Below are 21,136 nucleotides of genomic sequence, written 5' to 3' on the forward strand. Positions count from 1 at the left end.
ACCTGCGATGTCCTTGCATCCGGAACTCAATGCCTTCCTCGACCTGGCGCAAGAAAGCCAGGCGGACGGTCCTGGGCCGTTTCACCTGTCAACGCCCGCCCAGGCTCGTGAGGCGTTCGAGCGCACCACCGCGCAACTGCGCTGGCAGGCGCCTGCGCAGGTGCGCTGCAGCCCCATCGAATTCACGGCACGCGATGGTGCGACGCTGGCGTTGCGTGTGTACCGTCCAGCTGACGTTTCGGCGCAGAGCCTGCCGGTGCTGGTGTACTTCCATGGCGGTGGCTACGTGGTCGGCAGCCTGGAATCCCATGACGGGGTGTGCCGCGAGTTCTGCGCCAGAACTCCGTGTGCGGTGGTTTCAGTGGGTTATCGACTGGCGCCGGAGCACAGGTTCCCGACGCCGCTGAACGATGGCGCCGATGCCCTGGCCTGGCTGGCCGATAACGCTGCAGCCGAAGGCCTGGACCTCACCCGCGTGGCTTTCGGTGGCGACAGTGTGGGGGCCACGCTGGCGACGGTGCTGGCGTTGCAGTCGGTGCTCGAGCCCGCGACGCTGGCAATTAAACCCTGCTGGCAACTGCTGTGCTATCCGGTGACGGACGCTTCTACCAATAGCCCGTCGACCGAGCTGTTCGGCGAGGGCTATCTGCTGGAGACCGAGACACTGGAATGGTTCTACCGGCATTACGCCCGGGAGGCGGCGGATCGTCTTGACTGGCGCTTCTCGCCGTTACTGGCGCCGGGGTACCCGGGCATGCCACCGGCGCTGATTGCGTTGGCCGGTCATGACCCGCTGCTGGATGAAGGGCGTGCCTATGCCCGACGGTTGCAGGAACAGGGGGTGGCGGTGGAAGTGATCGAGTACGCCGGGTTGATTCACGATTTCCTGCGCCTGCAGAGCGTGGTGCCGGATATCGACGAGGTGTACGCTCAATTGACCCAGGCATTGCGAGCCGCGCTGGCAGCTTGAGAACAGGCATAAAAAAACCGGGCCAGGCCCGGTTTTTTTGTGGGTGTTGCCTAGAAGTTGTACGTCACGTCAACCGAGGCGACGCGTTCCTGGCCGTAGTAGCAGCCGAACGAGTAGTTGCAGTGGGACACGTACTCGCGGTTGAACACGTTCTGCACGTTCAGGCTGGTTTCCACGCCACGCAGGCTTGGCGATACCTTGCTCAGGTCGTAGCTGACGGTGGTGTCATAGACCACAAAGCCCGGGACCTCGAACGAGTTGGCAGCATCACCGGGTTTGGGGCCGGTGTAGCGGGCGCCGGCACCGAAGGTCAGGCCATTGAGCACCGCCTGGGTGAAGTGGTAGTCAACCCACAGCGATGCCGAAACCGGAGCCTGTTGCTCGGTGCGGTTACCGGTGTTGCCGTAGTTGTTCTTGATGTAGAACGCGTCGAGGTAGGACGCAGCAGCCAGTACGTCGACGTTGGCAATCGTCGATTTGACTTCCAGTTCAACACCGCGGGAGCGAACCTGGCCTTGCTGGACCGAGTACTGTGTGTACTCGTTATCCTGGCTCAGCACGTTTTTCTGCTTGATCTGGTACACGGAAGCCGTGATCAGCGTCTTCTCGAACGGCTGGTACTTCACACCCACTTCGTACTGTTCGCCTTCGGTCGGCGCGAAGGCCTTGCCGCCACGTTCGGGCGCGGTAGTGCCAACGGTCGGCAGGAAGGATTCGGAGTAGCTGACGTACGGCGCCAGCCCGAAGTCGGTGACATAGGTCAGGCCGACACGGCCGGTGAACTTGTTGTCACGCTGTTCGGTGATGGAGTTTGCAATCAGGTCCTTGTTTTCAACTTCGGCCCAGTCCTGACGGCCACCAATGGTCAGGATCCACTTGTCCAGTTTGATCTGGTCCTGCAGGTAGACGCCGGTCTGGCGCACGGTGTTGTCCCACTTGGTGGTTTTTTCCGGGGTCACGCTGCTGGTGTCGTAGTTGTTGTTTTCGCCGTAGAGGTTGATCGGCAGTACGTTGTAGGCGTTGTAGCCGGTGTATTTGCGGTTGAAGTTGCGATAGTCCAGGCCGACCAGGGTGGTGTGCTCCAGCGCGCCGGTGTTGAATTTGTATTCCAGGTTGTTATCGATGGTGTAGGCGGTGTTGTGCTGGCGCCAGTCGAGTTTGACACGGTTGGCCCGGGTCTGGTCGACCGCGCCGGTGACTGCATCGGTGACGAAGCTGCGCAGGTAGAAGCCTTTATAGTCGTCGCGTACGTCGGTGTAGCGGGCGGTGGAGCGACCTTTCAGGTTTTCGCTGAAGCTGTGGGTCAAGTCGTAGCCCAGGATGAACTGGTCACGTTTGTAGTCGTTGTATTTCGAGTCGCCGGAGAAGAAGTTGCGGTCGATGCGTTTGCCGTTGGGGCCGCGCTCGAGAGAGCCGATCATTGGCAACGCCTGATAGTCTTCCAGGCCTCGGTCCCGCTGGATCTGCGCCAGTACGGTCAGGGATGTGTCGTCGTTCGGGGCCCAGGTCAGGCTGGGTGCCAGCAGCATGCGTTCGCTGTGGGTATGATCGACCTGCTGGTTGCCTTTCTTCGCGACGCCGACGATGCGATAGCTGAACTCTTTCTGATCGTCGAGCGGGCCGCTGGTGTCGAATGCGCCGTTGACCCGGTTGTAGCTGCCGGCACCGATCTTGACCTCGCTGCGTTGTTCGGTAGTCGGTCGCTTGGAGACCATGTTGATCAGGCCGCCCGGCTGGTTCTGGCCAAAGAGCACCGACGATGGGCCCTTGAGCACTTCGATGCGCTCCAGGGTATACGGATCGATTTGCGGGGCGCCGCCGAGGCTGCCGGCATAGGGCAAGTAAGCGCCGTCCAGGTACAGCTGGGTAGGGGCGAAGCCACGGCTGGTGATTTCGTCGGCGATCGCGTTGCGGTCGGTGAAGCCGCCGGTGTTCAGGCCTGGCGTGTAGCGCAAGGCCTGGGTCAGGTTGAGTGCGCCCTGGGTTTCGATCTGTTTAGCGGTGACCACGTTGACGGTTTGCGGAATTTCCAGGAGGGGCGTATCGGTCTTGGTGCCGGTGGCGCTGCGGGTGGCAACGTAGCCGTCCACGGGGCCGTAGGCCGATTCAACAGCCTGGCCACTGATGGTGGTGGCACCCAGCTCCAGTGAATCACCCGTTGCCCGGGCACGTACGGTGACGGTGTTGGCTTGAACGGTGAACACAGCGCCGGTCCCCACCAGCATCTGCGACAACGCCTGTTCAGGCGACAACCGGCCGCTCACCGGCTGGCTGTGCTGGCCCTTTACATCATCGGCGCTGTACAGCACTTGCATGTTCGACTGGGTGCCCAGTGCCTGCAGGGCGCTTGCCAGCGATTGTGCCGGGATATTGAAGTTGATCTCCTGGGCCTGAACCTGCGCACTGAACGGCAACGCCAGCGCCATGCTGAACGCGGTGGCGCTGAAGCCCGGCTGCAGCATACGGCGCATGAACAAGGCTTTGGTAAAACGTGGAATCCCCGCAATTGCTGACATTGTGCTCACTCTTACTGGTTTTAATGGTTGCGTAGTTGTTAGCGATTCTTAATTAGACGCATGAGGCCGGAAAAACCAGAATGAGAATCTAACTTATTCATGCCGGTTGCAGTTCGGTGGCTACTTTCCCGGCTTCCATGCGCACCAGTTGGTCGGCAATGTCGAAGTAACGATCGTCGTGGGAAATCACGATGATGGTTTTGCCCAGGCGCTTGAGATCCGGCAGCAGCTCGGTGTAGAAAATCCGCCGGAACGTCGGGTCCTGGTCTGCGGCCCATTCGTCAAACACCAGCACCGGGCGTTCCTCCAGCCATGCATTGACCAGCGCCAGGCGCTTGCGCTGGCCGGTGGACAGGTCGGTGGTGGTGAACGAACCGTCACGCACGCTGACCTTGTGGCCGATTTCCAGGCGCTGCAGGTATTGGTTGGCATCTTCGGGAATATGGGTATCGCCCTGCACCACGTCGTCGAACAGGTAGTAGTCAGCGAAGATCGTGGTGAACAACTGGCGATAGTCGTCACGTGTCACTGCCGTCACGGGCTGCCCGTTGAGGCGGATTTCCCCCTGCTGCGGGGCGTACAGGCCTAGCAGCAGCTTGATCAGGGTGGTCTTGCCGCAACCGTTTTCGCCGACAATGAAGATGATGTCGCCTTGCTCGATCTTCAGGTTGACCGGGCCCAGGCGAAACGGTGCGCTGCCTTCGGTGGCGGGGAAACTGTAGGACACGTCCGTCAATTCCAGGCTGTGCACCGGCGTACTCTGGTTGCCTTGGTCGCTGAGCAGCAGGTGGGGTTCGGGCGAGGAAAACTGCTCCGACAGCGCGGCGATACGGCGGAATGCGATCTGCGCGCGGCTGACGATTGGCAGGGTGCCGATCAGATGCTCCAGCGGCCCTTTCATGTACAGCAGCACCAGCACAAAGCCGCTCATCACTGATTTGTCGGCACTCGGCCACAGTGATTGCAGGGCGAGTGCCAGCCCGATGACCACGAAAAACAGCATGGAGCCGAGGGTCTTGGCGACGACGAAAATATTCACCGAACGAATTTGTGTGTCGCAGATTTTGTCGGCGGTGCTTTCTATCCCCGACACAAACATGCGGTGCCTGCGCGGACGATGGATGCGCAACTCCTTGGCGCCCTCGGCGATGGAATTGTAGTGTTTCTGCAGTTCGTCTTCGGCGTCGCGGGCCTCCATGAAGCCTTTGATTCCCCGGCCCCGGGCGATGTACTGGACGACCGTGCCGATGATGATCGCGACCACCATGATCAAGAACATCGGCCATGACAGCATCGCCAGGTAGCCCATGCAGCCAAGGGTGACGGTCAGCGAAATGGCCAGCGGGGCGAAGGCGAACGCGAAATCGCTGATGGTGTCGACGTCGTGGGTGAGCACCGGGATCAGGCGGTGGCTGCGGTAGCGCTCAATCTGTTCGATGGGCGCCGACAGGACTTTTTCCCCAAGCTCCTTGCGCAGCCGGGCGATGATCTTTTGCCCCACATAATTGGTGCCGATATCGGAAAAGATCGAACTGACCAGTGCCAGCAGGCAGAGGCCGGCAAAGGCGCCGACCACGGTGTTGGTCAGGCCGTTGTCGGCGTGCAGCACGGTATTGATGGTCGCCAGCAATACCGTGACGCTGAGGCCGCCGACCATGCCGAGCAGAATGGAGCCGACAACGATCAGCCGAAAGGGTTTGAGCAGGGTGAACAATTCATTGATCACCCCACGTGTTGGTTTGCTCATGGAGGTTCCCTGCTTGAAGATCGGCCGGGCCCGGCTTCGGTCGCGGGCTCGGCCTGGGTGGCATAGAGGGCGGTGGTGCGCCGCAATGCGTTGCATGACGGGTCACACACACCTGTAAAACGACTGGGGGGAGGGTTAATTTAGAGGGCTGGCTGCCTTACAGATCCAGCACGACGCGAAAGCCGATCCAGTCGCCGCGGTTGTCCGGTACCAACGCATTGCGGTTGCCGGAGCGGGAGAACACGGGGGCTTCACCCCAGTCGTTGCCGCGGATGCGTCTGAACTGGCATTTACCGGTCAGCCAGGCGCTGCCGTCGCTTGGGGCGCCGACGTAATCGTCGTTGTAGCAATCGGCTGTCCACTCGTAGACGTTGCCGTGCATGTCGTACATGCCGAACGCGTTGGGCGGGTAGCTGCCCACAGGGGACGAGTAGCTGTAGCCATCCGCCGGGCCGTAGGTGTTGGCATGCTGGGCAATGCTGTAGCCCTTGCCCTCGTCGAACGGGAAGGGGAACGGGCCGGTGGAGCCGGCGCGGGCGGCGTATTCACGTTGGGCTTCGCTGACCATCTGGTAGTGATGGCCGGTTTTCTTCGATAGCCAGGCGACGTAGTTCTGCACATCCTCGAAGTCCATGCACACGGCAGGTTGGCGCGGCCCCTGGGGGTAGCGTGGCTTGCTGGCGACGCACTCGCGGCCGGGTCGTTCATCGCCATTGGCAATCTTGACCCCGGACTGGCGTACATAGCTGTCCCACTCGCCGGCGGTGACCTGGAAGCGGCTCATGGCGAAGGGCCTGGCAAAGGTGACCGGGTGCATCGGGCCTTCATCAGGCTCGCGGCCCACTTCGTCTTCCGGGGTGCCCATGGTGAACGTACCGGCGGGCAACACGACCATTTCCGGGCAGTCCTTGCAGTCCTTGAACACTTTACCGGGTGTCGGCGTGGCCGCCTGGGCCAGGCCCGGTAGCAGGGCACTGCACAGTGTTGTCATAATCACTGCGGCCAGCGGTTTCAGGTGCGGGTGATGGTTCATGGGAGCATCTCGCTGAAATGAAAAAGAGGCGTCACAACCGTTGGCTCAGCAACGTCATGAAGCGCTGGATCTCGGCCGATGTGTTGAGCAGGCCCGGGGAAGTGCGAATCACCGGGCCGGCGTCCCGATATACCGAGTCGATCACTACCCGGTTTTTCATCATGTGGGCGGCCACGTCGCGGCTGTCCTGGCCGTTGACCCGGAAGAAGGTGAAGCCTGCCGACAACTCGCTGCTGCGGGGTGTCACCAGCTCTATCTTCGAGTGCGCCAGCAGTTGGGTCTTCAGTTCGTCGTTGAGCTGATGAATGCGTGCCTGTACCTGCGGCTTGCCCAACTGCAAGTGCAGCTTGAAGGCTTCATCTGCAGCCCAGCGATGTTCAAAGGCGTGGTAGCCGCCGGGTGTCATGGTGGTGGCGAAGTTGGTGTCTTCGGAGAAGGTCGGCACCATCGGTGTCACGTCGGTGTTCTGCTCCGAGCGGGCGCAAATGATCCCGGTGCCCCGCGGGCCGAACATCCACTTGTGGGTGCCGGCAATGAAAAAGTCGCAATGCATGTCCGGGAAGTCGAGGTTCTCGACGCCAAACCCATGCACACCATCGACCACGTAGAGGATGCGGTCCTTGTCGTCACGGTTGCGGTTGTGTTCATCCACCAGCTTGCCGATCGCGCCGATCGGCAGCTTGACGCCGCTGCCGGATTGCACCCAGGTCATGCCGAGCACACGGGTATTGGGGCGGATATTGCGCTCGATAGAACCGAGCACTTCATCGACGGACACCGAATGGGCGCTCTCGAACAATTTGATCTTGCGTACCTGGGTGCCTTCCTTGCGTACCCGGAAATCGAGGCTGTAGGCGGTGGCGTAATGTTCGTGAACAGTGGTGAGGATTTCCTGGTCGGGGCGTACCTGGATCCCGCCGTAAATCATCGCCAGGCCTTCGGAGGTGCTGCCGGTCAGGGCTATCTGGCCGGGCCTGGCATTCAGGTAGCGGCCGGCCCATTCGCGCACCTGGCCTTCACGCTTCCATGTCTCTTGCAGGTCCCAATCCATGGCCAGGCCGGGGTTGCGGTCGATCTGCGCGCGGTAGCGCTCGATGGCCTCACGCACCGGCTTGGGGTGCGAGGCCACCAGGAAATTCGAAAAGTGCAGGTAGTCCGGGTCCTGGGTAAACAGTTGGCGAAAGCCTGCCCAAGGGTCGCCAGGTGGTGCCGCATTGCCTGCCAGTGCCTGGGGGATGATGGCAGTGCCCAGCGGCAGGCTCGCGGCGAGAAGCCCGGCCTGCTTGAGAAACGTACGGCGGTCGGTCATGAATTCACTTCATTCATTGAGGGTGGTTCAGCGGTTGGCCAATGGCTTGGCAGCTTTTTGTACCTGGTCCCAGACCCGCAGGAAGTTGCCTCCCCAGAGCTTGGCGATATCGGCTTCGGAGTAGCCGCGCTGGATCAGTTCCGCAGTCACGTTGCGCACTTCGCCGACGTTCTCCCAGCCCTTGAGGCCGCCGCCGTCGTTGAAGTCCGAGGCGATGCCGACGTGGTCGATGCCAACCTTGCGCACGGTGTAATCGATGGCATCGCCCAAGTCCTTGAGGGTGGCCTTGGGTTCTTCTTCGAGGATGGCGTACAGCGCACTGGCGTATTGGCCAAACTTTTGTTCTGGCCAGGCCGAGATGATCGGGTCGCCGGGCATCAGGGCTACGGCCAGGTTGGGCAGTGGCGGCAGGTCGAAGCGCGCGCGCAACGCGTTGAGTTTGTCCTGGGTGGGCTGGCTGAGGGGGCGCAGGTAAGCTGGGAAGCCCACCACCTGAACGACACCGCCGCTGTTCTTGATCAGTTGCAGTTCCTTGTCGCTGAGGTTGCGTGGTATGTCCACCGACGCCCGTGGCGCCGAGTGGGAGGCCACCATCGGTGTGCGGCTCAGTTGCGCAACTTGCTCCAGGGCCTTGGTGGACATCTGCGAGACATCAATGATTACCCCCAGGTCATTGAGGCGATGCACGGCTTGCTTACCGATATCCGAGAGGCCGTCGAGGGCATCGGGTGAGTCATTGAAAAACGGCAGTGGGCGTGACGAGTCCGACCAGGCGTTGTTGCCGATGTAGCTGAAGCCGAACATGCGCATGCCGCGCGCGGTCCACAGGTTCAACTGATTAAGGTCATCACCCAGCGGGTAGGCGTTGAGCATGCTGATAAAGATCGCAAACTTGCCTTCGCCATGCAGACGCCGGAAATCATCCGGGGTGTAGGCAATGCCCACTTGGTTGGGGAAGTCGCGAACCATGCCGGAGATGATCTTGTAGCGAGTCTCCTGCTGGTGGCGGGCTTCTTCGACAAAACCCGCGGTGGGCTTGTGGGGCGCATTGGGGCCGTTCCACATTTCCGGCCAGCCGAAAATCGTCAGGGCTGCACCCGACAGGCGCCCCCGGCTGGCCTTGGCCAGGTCGAACTGGCCGCTGCCGTCCTTGTCGGCTTCGTTGCCGGCGGTACCAAAGTTGAGCGGCACGGTGATGTGACTGTCGAACGACAGCAGGCGGTCCTGCATCTCATTGGCCTGCTTGATTACCGCCAACGGGTACCCGGCATTGCCCCTGAACCAATGGTCCCAAGCCAGGAACCCGGCCCCGGCGCCAATGGCCAGGACCAGCGGCAGGCCGAAGTACAACGCCTTTTTCGAACGTGGTTTTGTCATTGCCATCTCAGTCAGTTGAGGCCTTTGCTATCTGGGATGAACGAGCGATGGCCGGGAAAATTTAAGCCTGGGAGGCGCGGTGCTAAATTTCCCCTGTCAGCGAACGTTCTAGCTTGGATAAAGCCTGCTTGATGGCTGACACAGGTAAAGCAATGACGATTTCTCGACGAGGGTTCATCGCCGGCCTGGCGCTGACTGGCGCTGCAGTGCCTGCGGCCTTTTATGCCCATCGCGAGCTGACGCGTGAAGAGTTTCCGATTACCCCGGGCGAAGCCACGGTGGATCTGGCAGACACCGCCGGCCAGCATTTGGCGGACAGCCTGCGTGGCGTGTGGCATGTGCAGTTGGCAGGCCGCGATGCCGGCCTGAAAGGCCTGCCCCTGGAGGGCCTGGAATTGCTCCTCGACGTTGCCCCGCGTGGGCGTGGCCTGCGGGGCTACCTCGACACTGGCGAACAACTGCGTGCCGACGGCGAGCCGCGCTATCGTGTGTTGGGTGACCTGACTCCCGGCGACGGGGCGCATCTGTACTGGCGCCTGATCGACCGCGATGCCGTGGACGGGGCTCCAGCCTACGAGTTCAAAATGACCCTTGATGAAGTCTGGGCCGAATTCGGTAACGCCGGCAGCGGCACCTTGAGCGGGCAGATCCTCAGCCTGGACCGCCCATTGGCCCTGCTCGAACGGGACAATCATTTTGTCGCCACCAAGCGGCTGTTTCCCGAGGCGCGTGAGCGCATCGGTCTCAACCCGGTTCTATTGGCCTGGTTGATTGCTCCCGAACATCGCCTGTTTCACCAGCTCTGGCACGCTTCCCGTGACCAGTGGCACAAACTCTCCGAAGACAAGCGTAATGCCTTGCGGGGGATCGGCTGGCAGCCTGGTCCGCGTGACCGGGAGCGCGATGCACGGGGGCCGCGCAAGGATCGCAACGGTTCGGGCATCGACTTCTTTTTCATGCATCGGCACATGCTGGGCGCCGCACGTTCGATGCAGGACTTGCCATCGTGGACGTACTTCCCTCAGCCACAGCCGGGGCTGGAGCGTGATCGCCAGGGGTTTGTGCGCTATTTCGACAATCATGACGGTTTCGCGTTGCCTCCTACCTGGATGGCGGCGAATGACAGTGCGTATACCCAGTGGGTCAGCGATATCAAGGCGGCCGAGACTTACCACAGTAACTTTGAGGTCTGGGAGTCGCAGTACCGCGACCCGCGCTACCTGGCGAAACTCACCTTGGGGCAGTTCGGCTCTGAGGTGGAGCTGGGCCTGCACGACTGGCTGCATATGCGCTGGGCCTCGGTGCCGCGGGACCCGTCCAACGGCGCGCCGGTGCCTTTTGCACGGGACCCGGCTGACTTTGCCGCGCGTTGGTACGTGGCAGAGAATGACTTCCTTGGAGATCCGTTTTCTTCTCACGTGAATCCGGTGTTCTGGCGTTTTCATGGTTGGATCGATGACCGCATCGAGGATTGGTTTCGTGCCCACGAGCGTTTTCATCCGGGTGAAGTGAGCCGGCTGGAGGTCAACGGCGTGCCCTGGTTTGCGCCGGGGCGCTGGGTGGAGGTGGATGACCCGTGGCTGGGGCCGGACACCCATGGTTGCAGCACCACGCCGGGGTTGCAGATGGGCAAGTCGATGGAGATGGACCCGGAGACCATGAAGCTGGCGCTGCGGATTACCTTCGGGGCGGATGAGGACAGGCTGGCCGGGCTGTTTCGCAAGGTGCCGAAGCGTCCCTGGTATGCGCGGCATTTGAAGGTCAAAGAGCGGGTGCTCTAAAGGGCGCCGCTCAACGGTGGGGGCCGGGCAAGCCCGGCTTTCATTCAGTTGATTGTGCTTGCTGGCACCTGCCAGCCGCCCCCCAGTGCCTTATACAATGCAATGCTTGCGTTCAGCCGCGATCGGCGTAATTGCACATTCAAATCCTGCGCCGCGTATAACGTACGCTGCGTCTCCAGCACCGTCAGCAGATCCTCCGCTCCGGCCTCGTATCGGCTCTGGGCAATCTCGAAGGCGGCCTGCGCCTCCCTCAGTTCCTCGCTCTGCCACTGGCGCTGCGCATCCAGCCCGCGAATGCTGCTCAGGGCTTTTTCCACATCGGCAAAGCCATTGATGATGGCCCCCCGGTACGTCTGCAGCAGCTCATCCTGGCGTGCGCGGGCCTTGTCCCGTTCGGCGCTCAGGCGGCCGTTGTTGAAGATCGGTGCGACCAGGCCGGAAGTGAGGTTGTAGAACGGGCTGCGCACTACGTCGGCGAGCTTGTTGGCGCCCGAACCCAGGTCGGCACTGAGGGTGAGGGTGGGCAGCATGGCTGCCCGGGCCACGGTGACGTCTGCCTGGGCTGCTGCCAGCCGGGCCTCGGCACTGGCGATGTCGGGACGGCGGCTGAGCAGTTGGCTGGGCACGCCGGCGGTGATGCTCGGCCAGTTCAATTGGGCGAAGGGTTGCGGGGCCAGGTGCAGGTCCTGCACCGGTGTGCCCAGCAGTGCCGCGAGGCTGATCAAGGCCTCGTCGGCCTGTTGCTGTGCCAGCGGCAGTTGGCGTTGTTGTGCGGCCACGAGGCTTTTTTGCTGGGCCAGTTCCAGGGCGGTGGCGGAGCCTGCATCGTGGCGAGTCTGCACCAGCTTCAACACGTTTTGGGCGTTGTCCAGGTTGAGTTGGGCGATGCGCAGTTGCTCACGCAATGACAGCCACTGGGTATAGGTGGTCGCAACACCGCTGAGCAGGGTCAGTTCCACGGTGGCCTGGTCGAACTCGCTGGCGCGCACCTCTTCCACGGCGCTGTCCCGGGCGGCGCGCTTGCCACCCCAGAAATCAATTTCGTAAGTGGCGCTCAGGCGCGCATCGAAGTAATCCACGGCCTTGTTGCTGCTGGTAGCGTCCAGCTGGCTGTAGCCCTTGCCCCGCAGCAGCTTCTGGCGGTTTGCGTTGAACGCGCCGGTGAGTTCAGGCAGCAACGGTGCGCCGGCTATCACTGCGCTGGCCTGGGCCTGGCGCACTCGGGCCATGGCGCTGGCCAGGTCGTAACTGCCGCTGCGGGCCCGTTCGATCAGTTGGTTGAGCTGGGGGCTGTCGAAGCTTGTCCACCATTGCTGGTTGTCCCGCAGCGCCGTTGCGTCGTTTGCACTGTGCCAGGCGGGCGGTGTTTGCATGCCTGCGCCCGGACGCGGTGCGGGGCTGCTGCAGGCGGCCAGCAGCAGGCTGGCGGCGAGGAGGGTCAGGGACACTTTCATAGGGCGATCATTCACTGGTAAGGGCCTTGACCGGGTCAAGTCGAGCGGCTTTGCGGGCCGGCATGAAACCGAAGATAACGCCGGTGACCAGGGCGCAGAAGAAGGCCCCCACGGCGGCCGGAATCGAGAACGCGACGGCCACGTTGCTGAGGATGAGTACGCCACCCACCAGCAGGGCCAGGCCGATGCCGGTGACGCCGCCGACCACAGAGAGCATCACCGCTTCAGTGAGGAACTGGCGCAGGATGTCCCGCTGCCGCGCCCCGGTGGCCATGCGAATGCCGATTTCCCGGGTGCGTTCACGTACGGTCATCAGCATGATATTCATCACCCCGATACCTCCCACCAGCAGCGAAATCGCGGCAATCGAGCCGAGCATCAGTGACAAGGTGTTCTGGGTGCGTGCCTCGGCCTGGATCATCGCGGCATTGTTGGTCAGTTCAAAGTCGTGCTTGCCGTTGTGCAGGCGCAGCAACAACTGATTGATAGCCTGTTCGGCGTCGTGCACGTTGCGCGCGTCGGCGGCGGCAATCACTACGTATTCGGGGTTATAGCTGCCGAACAAGCGCACGCTGGCGGCAGAGTAGGGGATGGCGATACGGTCGTCGCTGTCTTTGTCGCCGGAGCTGGCGCCTTTTTCGGCGAGCACACCGACCACCTGGAATGGAACGTTTTCGATCAGGATGTATTTCCCGATCGGGTCGGTCACATCCTTGAACAGTTTGTCGCGTACCCGTTTGCCGATCACTGCCACCGTGGCTCCGGCGCGCTCGTCGGCCTCGGAGAAGTAACTCCCCTCGACCACTGGCCAGTTGAAAATGGCCGGGAAATTGGTGTCATTGCCACCGACATACGCCATATGGTCGACGTTGCCAAAGCGCACCCCGGCCTCTGCGCCGTTCACCGGCATGATGCGCTTGACCTGAGGCAGGGCCGCCAGGGCGGCGACGTCGTTGAGGGTGATCACGCCGGGTGGTGTGCGCGGGTTGGGTGCCGACCCGCTGACGTAGAGGATATTGGAGCCGAAAGCGCCCATCTGCGCCATCACCTGGCGCTTGCTGCCTTCGCCCACCGCCAGCATCACCACCACCGACGCCACGCCGATGATGATCCCCAGCAGCGTCAGCGCCGTGCGAAAACGGTTGATCCACATCACCCGCCACGCGGCTTGCACGGCATCCAGCAGCTCGGCTTTCCAGGCGCCGTTGTGCTCGGCGCCATCGGCCAGGCGCTGGCGCAGGTCCACGGCTTGCAACGCGCCGGAGATGGCCACGGGGGGCGTCTCGCTGGTGTCGGCAGAGTCGCTGATGATCAGCCCGTCGCGGATCTCGATGATGCGATTGGCCCGCGCCGCGACTTCGCGGTCGTGGGTGATCAGGATGACCACGTGGCCCTGGCTGGCCAGTTCGTCCAGCAGGGTCATTACCTCCGCGCCGCTGTGGCTGTCGAGGGCGCCGGTGGGTTCGTCGGCGAGGATGATATGCCCGCCGTTCATCAATGCCCGGGCAATCGACACCCGTTGTTGCTGGCCGCCCGAAAGCTGGTGCGGGCGGTTGCCGGTGCGCTCGGCCAGGCCCAGGCGCGTGAGCAGGGCCTTGGCGCGGGCATGGCGTTCGGCGGCGCTGATGCCGGCATAGATCGCCGGCATCTCGACGTTTTCCTGGGCCGAGCCGGATGGGATCAGGTGATAGCCCTGGAACACGAAACCGAAGGCCTCGCGGCGCAGCCAGGCGAGTTCGTCGCTGTCGAGCCGGGCGACGTTTTCCCCAGCGAACAGGTAGTCGCCCTCGGTGGGGCGGTCGAGGCAGCCGAGGATATTCATCAGCGTGGATTTGCCGGAGCCGGAGGCGCCGACAATCGCCACGAATTCCCCGGCATGGATCGCCAGGTCGATGCCGCGCAGCACATCAACCTGCGGCGTGTCGCCGCCGCCGTAGGATTTGCGGATGCCCTTGAGTTCGATCAGTGGGGTCGACATTCAACCTCCGCTGCCATCGGCCGGGCCGATCAGCAGGTGATCGCCTTCGTTCAGGCCTTCCAGCACCTGGACCCGCAGGCGGTCGCTGAGGCCCAGGCGGATTTCGCGTTGCTCGATGCTGCCGTTTTTCGCCACCACGCGGGCGATCTGTTTGTCGCCGCCGAGGCTGCCTTGCAGGGCGGCGACCGGCGCGGTCAGGGTGTCCCTGGCCTGGCCGGCGACGAAGAATACCTGGGCGGTCATTTCCGCCATCAAGGCGTTATCGGTGTTGTCGACGTCCAGCAGCACCGTGTAAAGCACCACTCGCCCGGTGCCGCTTTTGCTGGCGCTGCTCGGGCTGCCACCGCCCTGGCTGGTTTCGTTGAGCGGCTTGGGCGGGATCGGCAAAATCTGCCGTACGGTGCTGGTCCAGCGTCGGCTGCCGCCGCTCAGGGTGGTGAAGTAGGCCGTCATGCCGGGTTTGACATGGCCGATGTCGGCTTCCGAGACTTCGGCCCATACGGTCATCGGCGAAAGCTTGGCGATCCGCAGGATCAGCGGGGTTTGCTGCTGGGCGTTGAGTGTCTGGCCTTCCCGGGCGTCCACCGCGACCACGGTGCCGCTCATTGGCGCATAAATGCGCGTGTAGCCCAACTCTGCCTCGTCACTGCGCAGGCTGGCCCTGGCCTGGCGAATCTGCGCCAGGAACATGTCGACCCGCGCCTGGGTGGCGCTCAGTTCGGCCCTGGCAGTTTGCACGTCTTCTTCCCGGGTGGCGTTACCGGCTTCCAGGCGTTGCTGGCGCTGGTACTTCTGTCGGGCCAGTTCGTGCTGGGCCCGTTGCTCCTGCAACTGGGCCTGCAGGTTCTCGATGGCATAGCGGCTGGCGTCGAGCTTGGCTTTTTGCGTGGAGGGGTCGATCTCTACCAGCAATTGGCCTTCCTTGACCTGGGCACCGGCCTCGACATGAATCTTCTGGATCTGTCCGGACGCCTGGGCGCCCACGTCGACGTAGCGCCGGGGTTGCAGGGTGCCCAGGGCGGTGACGCTGCTTTCGATATCGCCCCGGGTCACGGTGACGGTCGCCAGCTTGTCCCGGCCCGGCGGCAGGACCTGCCAGGCAGCTAAAGCGATGACGGGGATCAGGCACGCGACCACAAGCAGGGCGCGTCGGGCAGGTCGAGGACGTTTCATGCAGAGTTCCAGCCAGGAAAGATCGGCCCGCAGGAGCGGGAAGCTGACAGGTAGACGAGGAAATTGTCCGGGGATTTAGGCCGTTACATATGCCGTTACAGGTGTGTCAGGCAAAATAATTGGCCGGCGTTGCAAGTCTTGTTTAAAACTAGATGAGAATTACTATAAATTACACGCACCTCAAACTGCCATCATCGAATCGGCCGTTATCTTCGTACTCAAAGGACCTAATGCCGCCTACAGGCGGTCGGGAGTCATGTTGGAAAACTACTATCGCGAGCTGGTGTGTTTCCTCAACGCCAAGCTGGGCAACCGTCAGGTGGCCGAAGATGTGGTGCATGACGCTTATGTGCGGGTGCTGGGGCGTGCCAGTGAGGTCCCGATCGAGCAGCCCCGGGCGTTTCTCTATCGCACGGCGCTGAACCTGGTGATCGACGGGCATCGGCGCAACGCCCTGCGCCAGGATGAACCCCTGGAAGTACTCGACAGCGAGGAGCGTTTTTCGCTGTCTTCGCCCCATCACTGCCTGGACCACGGCCAGCGCCTGGAAATGCTTGAGCGCGCGCTGGCCGAGTTGCCGCCGCTCTGCCGTGACAGCTTCCTGCTGCGCAAGCTCGACGGCCTGTCCCACCTGCAAATCGCCGAGCGCCTGGGTATTTCCCGCGCGCTGGTGGAAAAACACATCGTCAATGCCATGAAGCATTGCCGGGCGCGCATGCGTGAGTGGGATGCGCACTGATTCCAGCGTTAGCTAAATTTTATTTCATTGTCCTCGTCTCCTATCAACACACGACCTGTTGCTGTGCCTTCAGGTCTCTGAGGCTTTCCCGCCCCACTGCCACGGGGCTTATCCAGAGGACACTGGAATGACACAGGCAATTGCATCGCCCGCCGTTCACGACCTGATCGGTATCGGGTTCGGCCCTTCGAACCTGGCGCTGGCCATCGCCCTGCAGGAACGCGAGAAAGCCCAGGGCAAACTGGACGTGCTGTTCCTCGACAAACAGGCCGACTACCGCTGGCACGGCAACACCCTGGTCACCCAGAGTGAATTGCAGATTTCCTTCCTCAAGGACCTGGTGACCCTGCGCAATCCCACCAGCCCTTATTCCTTCGTCAATTACTTGAAAGCCCACGGGCGCCTGGTGGATTTCATCAACCTGGGTACCTTCTATCCGTGCCGCATGGAGTACAACGACTACCTGCGCTGGGTTTCCGGGCAGTTCCAGGCGCAAAGCCGCTACGGCGAGGAAGTGCTGGCCATCGAGCCGATCCTGCATCAGCAGCAGGTAGAGGCGCTGCGGGTGATTTCCCGGGACGCCCAGGGTGAACAGCACGTGCGCACCACCCGCTCGGTGGTGGTCAGCGCCGGTGGTACGCCGCGTATTCCGGCGTCGTTCAAGGCGCTCAAGGATGACGGTCGGGTGTTCCATCACTCCCAGTACCTGGAACGCATGGCCCAGCAACCGTGTGTCGACGGCAAGCCGATGCGCATCGCGATCATCGGTGGTGGCCAGAGCGCAGCCGAGGCGTTTATCGACCTCAACGACAGCTTCCCGTCGGTGCAGGTCGACATGATCCTGCGTGGCTCGGCCCTCAAGCCTGCGGATGACAGCCCGTTCGTCAACGAAGTGTTCTCGCCGGAGTTCACCGACCTGGTGTTCCAGCAGAACGGCAGCGAGCGCGAGCGCCTGGTCAACGAGTACCACAACACCAACTATTCGGTGGTGGACCTGGACCTGATCGAGCGCATCTACGGGATCTTCTACCGCCAGAAAGTTTCCGGCATTGCCCGTCACGCGTTCCGTACCCTGACCACCGTGGAAAAAGCCACGGCCGGGCCGCTGGGTGTGGAGTTGGCGCTGCGCAACAACGCCACCGGCGAAACCAGCCTCAACCATTACGATGCCGTCGTACTGGCCACCGGTTACGAGCGCCAGATGCATCGTCAGTTGCTCGCACCGTTGGCCGACTATATGGGCGACTTTGAAGTCAGCCGCGACTACCGCATCGTCACCGACGAGCGCTGCAAGGCCGGCATCTACATGCAGGGCTTCAGCCAGGCCAGCCATGGCCTGAGCGATACCTTGCTGTCGATCCTGCCGATCCGTGCCGACGAGATTGCCGCGTCGCTGTACGAACACGACCGCAGCCGCGGCAAGAGCCGTTCGGTGCAGGACGTGTTGCTGGCCACCGCCAGCTGACAGGCTGCACTTGAACCGCGGGGGCGGCTGCTGATACTGTACAAAAAACCAGTATCGGTAGAAGCCCCATGCAGTTGATCGAAAAACTCAGCATCCTCGCCGACGCCGCCAAGTACGACGCGTCCTGCGCCAGCAGCGGTGCGCCCCAGCGCAGCTCGGAAGGCAAGGCGGGGCTGGGTTCCACCGATGGCATGGGCATCTGCCACAGCTACACGCCCGACGGTCGCTGCGTGTCGTTGCTCAAGGTGCTGCTGACCAACTTCTGCCTCTACGATTGCCAATACTGCGTCAACCGCCGCTCCAGCGACGTGCCCCGTGCACGCTTCAGCCCGGAGGAGGTGGTGACCCTGACCCTCGACTTTTACCGGCGCAACTGCGTCAGCGGGCTGTTTCTCAGCTCCGGCATCATCCGTTCGGCCGACTACACCATGGAGCAGCTGGTGCGGGTCGCCAAACTCCTGCGCGAAGAGCATGACTTTCGCGGCTACATCCACCTCAAGACCATTCCCGAAGCCGACCCGGCACTGATTGCCGAGGCGGGGCGGTATGCCGATCGCCTCAGCGTGAATATCGAGTTGCCAACGGACAAGAGCCTGCAAACCCTGGCGCCCGAGAAGCAGATCGTCTCGATCAAGCAGGCCATGCAAACCATCTATACCGGTGAGCAGACGGTGCTCAACGAACCCCGCGCGCCGCGTTTCGCGCCGGCCGGGCAGAGCACGCAGATGATCGTCGGCGCCGATGACACCGACGACAGCACCATCCTCCACAGCGCCGAGGCGTTGTACGGCAATTTCAAACTGCGCCGGGTGTATTACTCGGCGTTCAGCCCGATCCCCAACAGCCCGAAAAGCGTGCCCCTGGCCGCGCCGCCGCTGATGCGCGAGCACCGCTTGTACCAGGCGGATTTCCTGTTGCGCAGCTACGGGTTCAGCGCCAATGAACTGTTTGAAGGGCCGGGCGACCTGGCCCTGGATATCGACCCCAAGCTGGCCTGGGCGCTGGAGCACCGCGAGGTGTTCCCGCTGGACTTGAACCGGGCCGAGCCGACGCTTATTGCGCGCATTCCCGGAATTGGCCTGCGCACCACCCAGCGGCTGGTGGACCTGCGTCGCCAGCGCAAGATCCGCTTCGAAGACCTGGCGCGCATGCGGTGTGTGCTGACCAAGGCCAAGCCGTTTTTTATCACCAGCGACTACCACCCGCAGCAAGCGGAAAGCACCAGCGTGCTGCTGCGCGAACAACTGCGCGACCGCCCGCAGCCGCAGCAAATGGGGCTGTGGGGATGATCAGCCTGGAATGCGACAACCTGTTCAGCACCTGGCGCGAGCAGGCGCGCTGGTTGCTCAGCCATCAGATCGACCCCAGCCACGTGAGTTGGGGCGTGGCCGAGGTGGCGGACCTGTTTGCCACCGACGAGCAGTACCCGGCGGAGTGCGGGCCGTTCCAGGCGCGGATTCCCAAGGCGCTGCTGGAGCTGCTGGAGTCTGCCGCGTGTTATCACGGTGAACAGCGCTGGAGCCTGTTGTATGAGGTGCTGTGGCGCGTCAGCCATGGGGACCGCACGGCGATGATGTCGGGGGACAAGCTGGGCAGCGAATTGCAGAGGCGGATCAAGCAGGTGCAGCGCGAGGCCCATCACCTGCATGCGTTTGTGCGGTTTATCGCATTGCCGGCAGAGGCGGGGCCGCAGTTGCCGGAGTACGTGGCGTGGCATGAGCCGGCCCACGATATCTTGAAGGTGGCCAGCCAGCATTTTGTCGGGCGCATGGGGCGTCATCGCTGGATGATCGCCACGCCCCTGGATGGGGTTTATTACGACGGGGAGCAGTTGATTCAGCAGCGGCAATGCCCGGTGGAATGGCAGGCGTTGGCGCAGAATGTCGAGGATCCCCACAGTGCGATGTGGTTGACGTACTACAGCCATATCTTTAACCCGGCGCGGTTGAATCCGAAGGTGATGGAAGGGCATTTGCCGAGCCGGTTCTGGAAGAATCTGCCGGAGGGCAAGTTGATTCCGGGGCTGATCAGCGAGGCGCGCACGGGCAAGCAGCGGGATGGGCAGGCGAAGATGATTGGGGCGCGTCCAGGCAAGCGAATTTCAAGCGGGCACGGTTAAATGTGGGAGCGGGCTTGCTCGCGAATGCGGTGTATCAGTCGCTGGATGTGCTGCTGACACACCGCATTCGCGAGCAAGCCCGCTCCCACATTTGATCTCTATTGCCTGTAGGGGCGGATTCAGGCCAGTTCGGTGGCGGTGTTTTTTACGACCGCCAGCTCGGGATGCGCCACCAATTTATCGATGTGCAATTCATCATTGTTCAGCCAGGTTTCCGTCAGCACGCGGTAGTGCTCCATGTCCCGGCAGCGCATGCGCAGGCTGTAGTCGAACGGCCCGCTGATTAACTGGCACTCGAACACTTGCGGGCAGGCTTTGACACATGCCTCGAACGCCTTCTGCGCCGAGCGCCCGCTCTGGTTGGAGAGGGCCACCAGCACCAGCAGTGACAGCCCCGGCGAAACCATCTGCACGTCGATGATCGCCCCATAACCCCGGATGACCCCGCGTCGTTCCAGCTTGCGTACCCGTTCCAGGCACGGCCTGGGCGTCAGGTGCACCAGCGACGAGAGTTTTTCGTAGGTGATGCGTCCCTGGTGCCGTAACACGTCGATGATGGCTTCATCGATGCGGTCCAGCACAGGTGAGGCGTTCGGTCCGGTGGCCTTGGTATCCATGGTGTGTGGTGTTCACTTCAATCGGTTGGAAAGAAATTGCTGCAAGCGTTCGCTGTTCGGCTGGTCGAGGATTTCGGCTCCGCCTTGTTCCTCGACACGGCCCTGGTGCAGGAACAGCACTTGGCTGGACACCTGGCGGGCAAAGCCCATTTCGTGGGTGACCATGAGCATGGTACGACCTTCCTCCGCCAACGTCTGTATGACTTTGAGCACTTCTCCTACAAGTTCAGGGTCGAGGGCCGAAGTGGGTTCGTCGAACAGAATGATCTCCGGTTCCATCGCCAGGGCCCGGGCGATGGCCACGCGCTGTTGCTGGCCGCCGGAGAGGAATGCCGGGTATTGGTCCGCCACCCGGCCCGGCAGGCCGACCTTGTCGAGGTACAGGCGTGCGCGTTTTTCCGCCTCGGCGGCGCTCACCCCCAGCACCCGGCGCGGCGCCATGGTGATGTTTTCCAGCACGGTCATGTGGCTCCACAGGTTGAAGTGCTGGAACACCATGGCCAGGCGGGTGCGCAGGTTCTGCAATTGCGCCTGGTGCGGCGCGCGCGTGCCGGCGCGGCCTTGCTGCATTTCGATGCTGATGCCATCGAGGGTGATAACCCCGGCGTCCGGCTGTTCGAGGAAGTTGATGCATCGCAGCATCGTGCTCTTGCCGGAGCCGCTGGCGCCGATCAGGCTGATCACGTCGCCGTTGCGCGCGTTCAGTGAAACGCCCTTGAGCACCTCATGCTCGCCATAGCGTTTGTGCAGGCCTTCGACCTGGAGTTTGACGTTGGCGTTTTCGGCCACGGCGACCGGCTGGGTAGCGGGGCGTACATCGGTGGGATAAGCGGCCAGGGCCTGCGCGGACTGATTCAT

Annotated in this window: 16 protein-coding genes; 6 read left to right on the plus strand and 10 right to left on the minus strand. The window is 62.4% G+C overall.

From position 1 onward, the window contains the following. The first annotated feature begins 7 nt into the window (after positions 1-7). Positions 8-970, plus strand: a complete 963-nt coding sequence (locus HX807_RS16130) for an alpha/beta hydrolase (protein WP_177050460.1) — start codon at positions 8-10, stop codon at positions 968-970. A gap of 50 nt (positions 971-1,020) precedes the next feature. On the opposite strand, the gene HX807_RS16135 is transcribed toward HX807_RS16130, so the two are convergent. From HX807_RS16135 to pvdM, 5 genes are all read right to left on the minus strand, one after another. Continuing rightward, positions 1,021-3,486, minus strand: a complete 2,466-nt coding sequence (locus HX807_RS16135) for a TonB-dependent siderophore receptor (protein WP_102605425.1) — start codon at positions 3,484-3,486, stop codon at positions 1,021-1,023. Between the two features lie 97 nt (positions 3,487-3,583). Beyond that, positions 3,584-5,233 (minus strand): cyclic peptide export ABC transporter, encoded by a 1,650-nt coding sequence (locus tag HX807_RS16140; protein WP_003208548.1) that lies wholly within the window; start codon positions 5,231-5,233, stop codon positions 3,584-3,586. A 157-nt stretch (positions 5,234-5,390) separates the two neighbouring features. Further along, positions 5,391-6,266 carry a formylglycine-generating enzyme family protein gene (locus HX807_RS16145; protein WP_177050461.1) on the minus strand — a complete coding sequence of 292 codons (876 nt, stop codon included), beginning with the start codon at positions 6,264-6,266 and terminating at the stop codon, positions 5,391-5,393. A 31-nt stretch (positions 6,267-6,297) separates the two neighbouring features. Beyond that, on the minus strand, positions 6,298-7,575 hold the full coding sequence (locus HX807_RS16150; RefSeq protein WP_003208551.1) for an aminotransferase class V-fold PLP-dependent enzyme: 1,278 nt from the start codon (positions 7,573-7,575) through the stop codon (positions 6,298-6,300). Between the two features lie 27 nt (positions 7,576-7,602). Then, on the minus strand, positions 7,603-8,952 hold the full coding sequence (gene pvdM, locus HX807_RS16155) for a pyoverdine-tailoring dipeptidase-like protein PvdM (protein ID WP_008434503.1): 1,350 nt from the start codon (positions 8,950-8,952) through the stop codon (positions 7,603-7,605). Positions 8,953-9,104: 152 nt separating this feature from the next. On the opposite strand from pvdM, the gene HX807_RS16160 reads away from it, so the two are divergent. After that, entirely contained in the window at positions 9,105-10,733 is a 1,629-nt protein-coding gene (locus tag HX807_RS16160) for a PvdJ/PvdD/PvdP-like protein (RefSeq protein ID WP_177036774.1), read from the plus strand. Between the two features lie 44 nt (positions 10,734-10,777). Here the strand turns inward: HX807_RS16160 and HX807_RS16165 are convergent, their stop codons facing one another. The 3 genes from HX807_RS16165 to HX807_RS16175 are packed head-to-tail and all read right to left on the minus strand — an operon-like array spanning position 10,778 to position 15,338. Next, positions 10,778-12,187 (minus strand): efflux transporter outer membrane subunit, encoded by a 1,410-nt coding sequence (locus HX807_RS16165; protein ID WP_177050462.1) that lies wholly within the window; start codon positions 12,185-12,187, stop codon positions 10,778-10,780. A gap of 7 nt (positions 12,188-12,194) precedes the next feature. Then, positions 12,195-14,165, minus strand: a complete 1,971-nt coding sequence (locus tag HX807_RS16170; RefSeq protein WP_177050463.1) for a MacB family efflux pump subunit — start codon at positions 14,163-14,165, stop codon at positions 12,195-12,197. Next, a complete protein-coding gene (locus HX807_RS16175; RefSeq protein ID WP_177050464.1) occupies positions 14,166-15,338 on the minus strand; it encodes an efflux RND transporter periplasmic adaptor subunit in 1,173 nt (390 codons plus the stop codon). 256 nt (positions 15,339-15,594) lie between these two features. On the opposite strand from HX807_RS16175, the gene HX807_RS16180 reads away from it, so the two are divergent. The 4 genes from HX807_RS16180 to HX807_RS16195 all read left to right on the plus strand — a co-directional run bounded on the left by HX807_RS16180 (position 15,595) and on the right by HX807_RS16195 (position 19,661). Further along, positions 15,595-16,077: a sigma-70 family RNA polymerase sigma factor gene (locus tag HX807_RS16180; protein WP_102369561.1), complete on the plus strand. Its 483-nt coding sequence runs from the start codon at positions 15,595-15,597 to the stop codon at positions 16,075-16,077. Positions 16,078-16,204: 127 nt separating this feature from the next. Further along, on the plus strand, positions 16,205-17,542 hold the full coding sequence (locus tag HX807_RS16185; RefSeq protein WP_003208565.1) for a lysine N(6)-hydroxylase/L-ornithine N(5)-oxygenase family protein: 1,338 nt from the start codon (positions 16,205-16,207) through the stop codon (positions 17,540-17,542). A gap of 68 nt (positions 17,543-17,610) precedes the next feature. Next, on the plus strand, positions 17,611-18,831 hold the full coding sequence (locus HX807_RS16190; protein ID WP_177021070.1) for a putative DNA modification/repair radical SAM protein: 1,221 nt from the start codon (positions 17,611-17,613) through the stop codon (positions 18,829-18,831). Further along, positions 18,828-19,661: a TIGR03915 family putative DNA repair protein gene (locus tag HX807_RS16195; protein ID WP_177050465.1), complete on the plus strand. Its 834-nt coding sequence runs from the start codon at positions 18,828-18,830 to the stop codon at positions 19,659-19,661. Before HX807_RS16190 ends, HX807_RS16195 begins: the two co-directional genes overlap by 4 nt. Positions 19,662-19,780: 119 nt before the next feature. On the opposite strand, the gene HX807_RS16200 is transcribed toward HX807_RS16195, so the two are convergent. Both HX807_RS16200 and HX807_RS16205 read right to left on the minus strand, forming a co-directional pair. Continuing rightward, positions 19,781-20,278, minus strand: coding sequence for an Lrp/AsnC family transcriptional regulator (locus HX807_RS16200; RefSeq protein ID WP_003208571.1), 498 nt, complete (start codon positions 20,276-20,278; stop codon positions 19,781-19,783). Between the two features lie 12 nt (positions 20,279-20,290). Beyond that, positions 20,291-21,136: an ABC transporter ATP-binding protein gene (locus HX807_RS16205; protein WP_003208573.1), complete on the minus strand. Its 846-nt coding sequence runs from the start codon at positions 21,134-21,136 to the stop codon at positions 20,291-20,293.

The sequence above is a fragment of the Pseudomonas sp. D8002 genome (genome assembly GCF_013385695.1).
Classification (GTDB): Bacteria; Pseudomonadota; Gammaproteobacteria; order Pseudomonadales; family Pseudomonadaceae; genus Aquipseudomonas.